This window comes from Emticicia sp. TH156, from assembly GCF_002855535.1.
Classification (GTDB): Bacteria; Bacteroidota; Bacteroidia; order Cytophagales; family Spirosomataceae; genus Emticicia; species Emticicia fluvialis.
Genome location: NZ_PKRS01000028.1, coordinates 1 through 4,207, shown reverse-complemented (window position 1 = coordinate 4,207; position 4,207 = coordinate 1). Strand labels below are relative to the sequence as shown.

The 4,207-nt window shown below is 34.5% G+C and carries 5 protein-coding genes and 1 pseudogene; 5 read left to right on the top strand and 1 reads right to left on the bottom strand.

Annotation, left to right across the window (positions count from 1 at the left end; genetic code table 11):
• The 4 genes and pseudogenes from C0V77_RS23235 to C0V77_RS22735 all read left to right on the top strand — a co-directional run.
• A pseudogene (locus C0V77_RS23235) lies at nt 1-869 on the top strand (hypothetical protein); the annotation flags it as partial.
• The gene (locus C0V77_RS22745; protein ID WP_101728691.1) at nt 866-1,222 is read left to right on the top strand and encodes a hypothetical protein; all 357 of its coding nucleotides are present in this window, start codon (nt 866-868) and stop codon (nt 1,220-1,222) included. The pseudogene C0V77_RS23235 and the gene C0V77_RS22745, both read left to right, overlap by 4 nt.
• Before the next feature lie 240 nt (nt 1,223-1,462).
• Complete coding sequence (locus C0V77_RS22740; RefSeq protein WP_158238005.1) at nt 1,463-2,134, top strand: RHS repeat domain-containing protein; 672 nt, start codon at nt 1,463-1,465, stop codon at nt 2,132-2,134.
• A 53-nt stretch (nt 2,135-2,187) separates the two neighbouring features.
• The gene (locus C0V77_RS22735) at nt 2,188-2,520 is read left to right on the top strand and encodes a hypothetical protein (RefSeq protein ID WP_101728689.1); all 333 of its coding nucleotides are present in this window, start codon (nt 2,188-2,190) and stop codon (nt 2,518-2,520) included.
• A 216-nt stretch (nt 2,521-2,736) separates the two neighbouring features.
• On the opposite strand, the gene C0V77_RS22730 is transcribed toward C0V77_RS22735, so the two are convergent.
• Nucleotides 2,737-3,261, bottom strand: a complete 525-nt coding sequence (locus C0V77_RS22730; protein WP_229236350.1) for an O-acetyl-ADP-ribose deacetylase — start codon at nt 3,259-3,261, stop codon at nt 2,737-2,739.
• Between the two features lie 528 nt (nt 3,262-3,789).
• On the opposite strand from C0V77_RS22730, the gene C0V77_RS22725 reads away from it, so the two are divergent.
• Nucleotides 3,790-4,086: a hypothetical protein gene (locus tag C0V77_RS22725; protein WP_101728687.1), complete on the top strand. Its 297-nt coding sequence runs from the start codon at nt 3,790-3,792 to the stop codon at nt 4,084-4,086.
• The last annotated feature ends 121 nt before the right edge of the window (nt 4,087-4,207 follow it).

Here is a 4,207-nt window from a genome sequence, read left to right as displayed (position 1 = left end):
CCGCTCCTAACTTACCTTTATTCGAATATCAAATTAAAGTAAAGGAAAGTACGTTTAATTTGCGAAGAATTAGCTTTGGTGCAAGGACTTATAATGCAAGTATAGGAAGATTTGATGGGGTGGATCTGTTGGGGGAAATCTTCCCAACAATTTCACCTTATGGTTATACAATCAATAACCCAGTTTTGTTTAACGATAGGCTTGGATTATATCCTGAATCATCGCAACCGATTGCTATTTGCCCAACATGTCCTAGCGATCCAAAGTTCGATGAATATCGTAACAGTGATGCACTTTTTACCTACGACAAATCGACGGGCATTGTAGTAAATGGGAATGGTCAGGAGCCAACAGTTCATGGCAAAAGAACCCAACCAATAGAAGCGCCAACTATTGGCTGGCCGTGGCAGGCTGATTTAGCAATAGGTGCTTCAGAATGGCATTTAGGAAATAGGATTGTGAAGGTCGCAAAATGGGACGGAACATATCGTTACCCTGGTTCTAAGTTATCCCAAAAGGAGATTAATGCCAAAGCAATTGCAAGACAACCATTAATTAAGAATAGACCCATCAATATTATTAGAAATGTTGCTTTGCCCAGAAATTTAGCTCTTAAAATAGCAGCTGGACTCAAAGTTGTTGGAGGAATTACAACATTAATTGGTATTGCAGATGTTAGTAGTAAAAGAGTTTTTGGTAATATAACCACCACACATGCTTTAACTACATTGGCAGTCACTGGAATTTCATTGGCAACAGGAGGGATTGGTGGAATTGCAATAGCTACAATTTACGCCATTTATGAAGATGATCTTTGGCATGATTATGACAAAGAAAATGCAACAAATTTTGTAGAAAAAAAAGAATGAAAGCAAAAAATCACTATTTGAGTGGACTTTACGAAGTTTTCCATTCAATTGGAAATCCAGACCCAGAGTTAGGTGTAATGTTTTGCATTATGTCCATGCAAATATTTTTCATTTTGGATGTATCTATTATTTTTCAATTTAGAATACCTCTGACAGAAGAATTAGGCAATAAGTGGATAGTAAGGCTAATTTCAGGCTCAATCCTTTGGCTCATTAACAAATACATATTTGGTATTCGAGAGAGTGTGTATAGCGAATATCCACCACTGTCAAAGCGTACAACGCTCTTGATAACTATATTGTATTTTACGGCTACTATTGGTTTTTTGTTTTATTCTTCAAAAAACCAATAAGTGTCTATACCTGAAATGAGTTGTCAAATTTAAGTGCAAGTATTTAATCTAAGGCCATCCAATAGATTATTCATTGGGTGGCCTTTTTTAATATATTACCCATCTTCGCAACACCCATAAAGTCTTTCAAACAAACAAATCCGCACGTAACCAGACTTCCAAAACTTCGATTGGAATTGGTGTATTTACTATTAATTTGAGTTTTTAAATCGGGAAAAAGAAAGTACATTTAATCTGAATTTGATTCGATTAGGAGCAAGAGGATATAACCCGACGATTGGACGTTTTGATAGAGTTGACCCAGTAGTAGCTGAACAGGAGGAGTATAGTACATATCAGTATGGATGGAATAACCCGGTTTTGAGGAGCGACCCAAATGGAGATTGCCCTGTCTGTTTTGTTATTTTTGCAGGTCTATTTTTTGCATCACAGCCGGCATCAGCACCAAGTGGTGGTAAAAAAGCAAAACAGGAAATTGCCGCTTATAAACAAGCCTATAATGATATGGGTTCTGACGTTGTAAGCGCCATAATGCCTGTAGGAAAAAGTAAAGCAGTGGGCCAAGCATTATATGCAACTGTTAAGAAGGAAGTAAAACAGGAAATTAAAGAGCAGGGGCAAAAAGTTGTTGAAAAGACGATGGCTGAGAAGACCCCTAAAGATTTTCAGGAAGGTTTTCAAAAATTATCCAAAGTAGAAAAAAGCAAAACAGCAGAAAAAGTTGGCGAAAAATTCACCAAAAAAACTGAAGTGCGTCCTGGAAGAGGTCCAGGTCAATCAAGGGCTGAATATGTTACATACAAAAATGAGGATGGAAAGACTGTTAAAACATATAAAGATAGCTATGATAGGGGTAATCAGTTTCAAGGTCGTAAACCTTTAAGAGGAGGCCCGGAAGGTCGTCCACAATAAATATAAAAATGAAAATTAGTCACATAAAACAGGCATTAAACAAACAGATATCAATGAGCGAGTTTAAAAAGCTTATTGAAAAAGAAGTTGATGATTACAAATTCTCATTAGCTAAGAAAGGCGGAAGCGCACCAATAATCCTATCTGAGGATATAGACTTATTAGTGGGCAAAAGTGAGATTACTGTACTAAGTCAAGCATTTATAAATGATGAACTTTCCGAATATCAAGTTTATTATATTATGGATGCGTTATTATTGTCAGATAAGATAGCGTTTGAAAGTGAGGGTTTTAAAGATGTTGTTGAAATCTTAACAGATCCTATAGTAAATGGCAGGTTAACAAAGTCTACTGCCCTAGAAATTCTTTCTTATTGCAAATCATAGGAGGGCAAAAAATGTCCTGTCCTGAAATAAATTAACAAATTCAAGTAATAGCATTTAGTTTAAGGCCATCCAATAAGTTATTCATTGGGTGGTCTTTTTTTATACTGTCCTACACAGAGACACCTGCGATGCATATATAACTAATCGACTCTCCACTAAACAAGACATCAGAAACTGCGTTTGACCCTTGGAGGTACAAACAAATTTTAGTCCTGTTTACATTAAAAGTTTGGAATAGATTTTATAGTTTTCTTCATCAAAGCAAACAAAGAGAACCTTTTCAATATTATCTGAAGCAGGCAAAAAGTCAAACACTGTTTGAATGGCAATTTCAGCGGCTTTTTCCTTAGGAAATTTATAAATACCCGTGCTAATATTGGGAAAGGAAATTGTCCTTACTCCGTTGTCTAATGCCAATTTAAGGCTATTAAAATAGGCTAATGACAACAAGTACTCTTCATTACTTTTGCCATTATTCCAAACTGGCCCTACAGTATGAATAACAAATTTAGCGGGCAGTGCTCCGGCATTTGTTATAACGGCTTCACCAACTTTACAGCCTCCTTGCTTACTTCGTATTTTTTGACATTCTTCAAGTATAGCTTTACCACCAGCCCTATGAATTGCACCATCCACTCCTCCTCCTCCCAGCAAAGATGTATTGGCCGCATTTACAATAGCATCAACCTGAATTTTTGTAATATCACCTTTTAAGACCTCTATCATTAGATTATTTTGCATTATTTATGAAAAAGTAACAAAAAGGATTATCAAATTCATTCAAACACAGATAAAGAGAGTTTTATAAAACTCGCAGCAATTACATAATAATGCTTTTAGATTTCATCTCTCTGCCATTGTTAACAAATTATTACTGTCAATGAATTTAATATTGAAATTAAACATATTGTTGAATTAGATAAAAGTAAAATGGTTAAAAATCCAACTGATTTAATTAGAAGATTTAAAGCTAGGCCAGATGTAGGTCTATTAAGTTCTATTTCGAATTATATTCCGTTGCTTCCAAAATTTAAATTGTTTTTTCAAGGTTAAAATTTGTAACAGCAATTAAAGAATATAAGGTAAGGACAGATTGACTATTTCAAATTTATTTGATTCTAAAATGTATCAGTATCAAATGTCAAAATTGGTAAAGATGGGAAGCCTACTCAAAAATCTTTAAACAAAGTATTAGGATAAATTTCAAAAGTATCAGGACACTGGACAAGAATAGAAGGAGCATACATTGAAAGTGACAACTTTAAAGCTATGAAATCTTATGCAGATAGCAAAGTGCAAGAATTTAAAAATCCAAATAGAAAGCCTTATAGTTTGACAAGTAATAATTGCGGTACTTTTGCATGCGATGTTCTCAATCAAGACCCTAACGTTGCTCTTAAGTCACCATCAATATATGACCCAAGACCAAACAGCATTGTTGAAGAATATCGAGGCGTATATGGAAAAATAGAATATAACCCGAATACCGGTGCAACAAGAGAAACAGTTGATAAATCTTATTATCAAGAAATCTTAGACAAGGTGAAGAAACATCTAAATCAATAATTTTATGAAACAAATTTTAAGCATTTTGACGTGGTTCATTTTTAGTTTACACTTTTTGCGAATTATTAAAAGACAAATATTTACTTTTTGAACCTATTTTTTGGTAGTACAATTCTTCAAA

Coding starts and splice junctions, on each gene's coding strand:
- C0V77_RS22745 (WP_101728691.1), top strand. CDS start 866: ATGAAAGCAAAAAATCACTATTTGAGTGGACTTTACGAAGTTTTCCAT.
- C0V77_RS22735 (WP_101728689.1), top strand. CDS start 2,188: ATGAGCGAGTTTAAAAAGCTTATTGAAAAAGAAGTTGATGATTACAAA.
- C0V77_RS22730 (WP_229236350.1), bottom strand. CDS start 3,261: ATGCAAAATAATCTAATGATAGAGGTCTTAAAAGGTGATATTACAAAA.
- C0V77_RS22725 (WP_101728687.1), top strand. CDS start 3,790: ATGAAATCTTATGCAGATAGCAAAGTGCAAGAATTTAAAAATCCAAAT.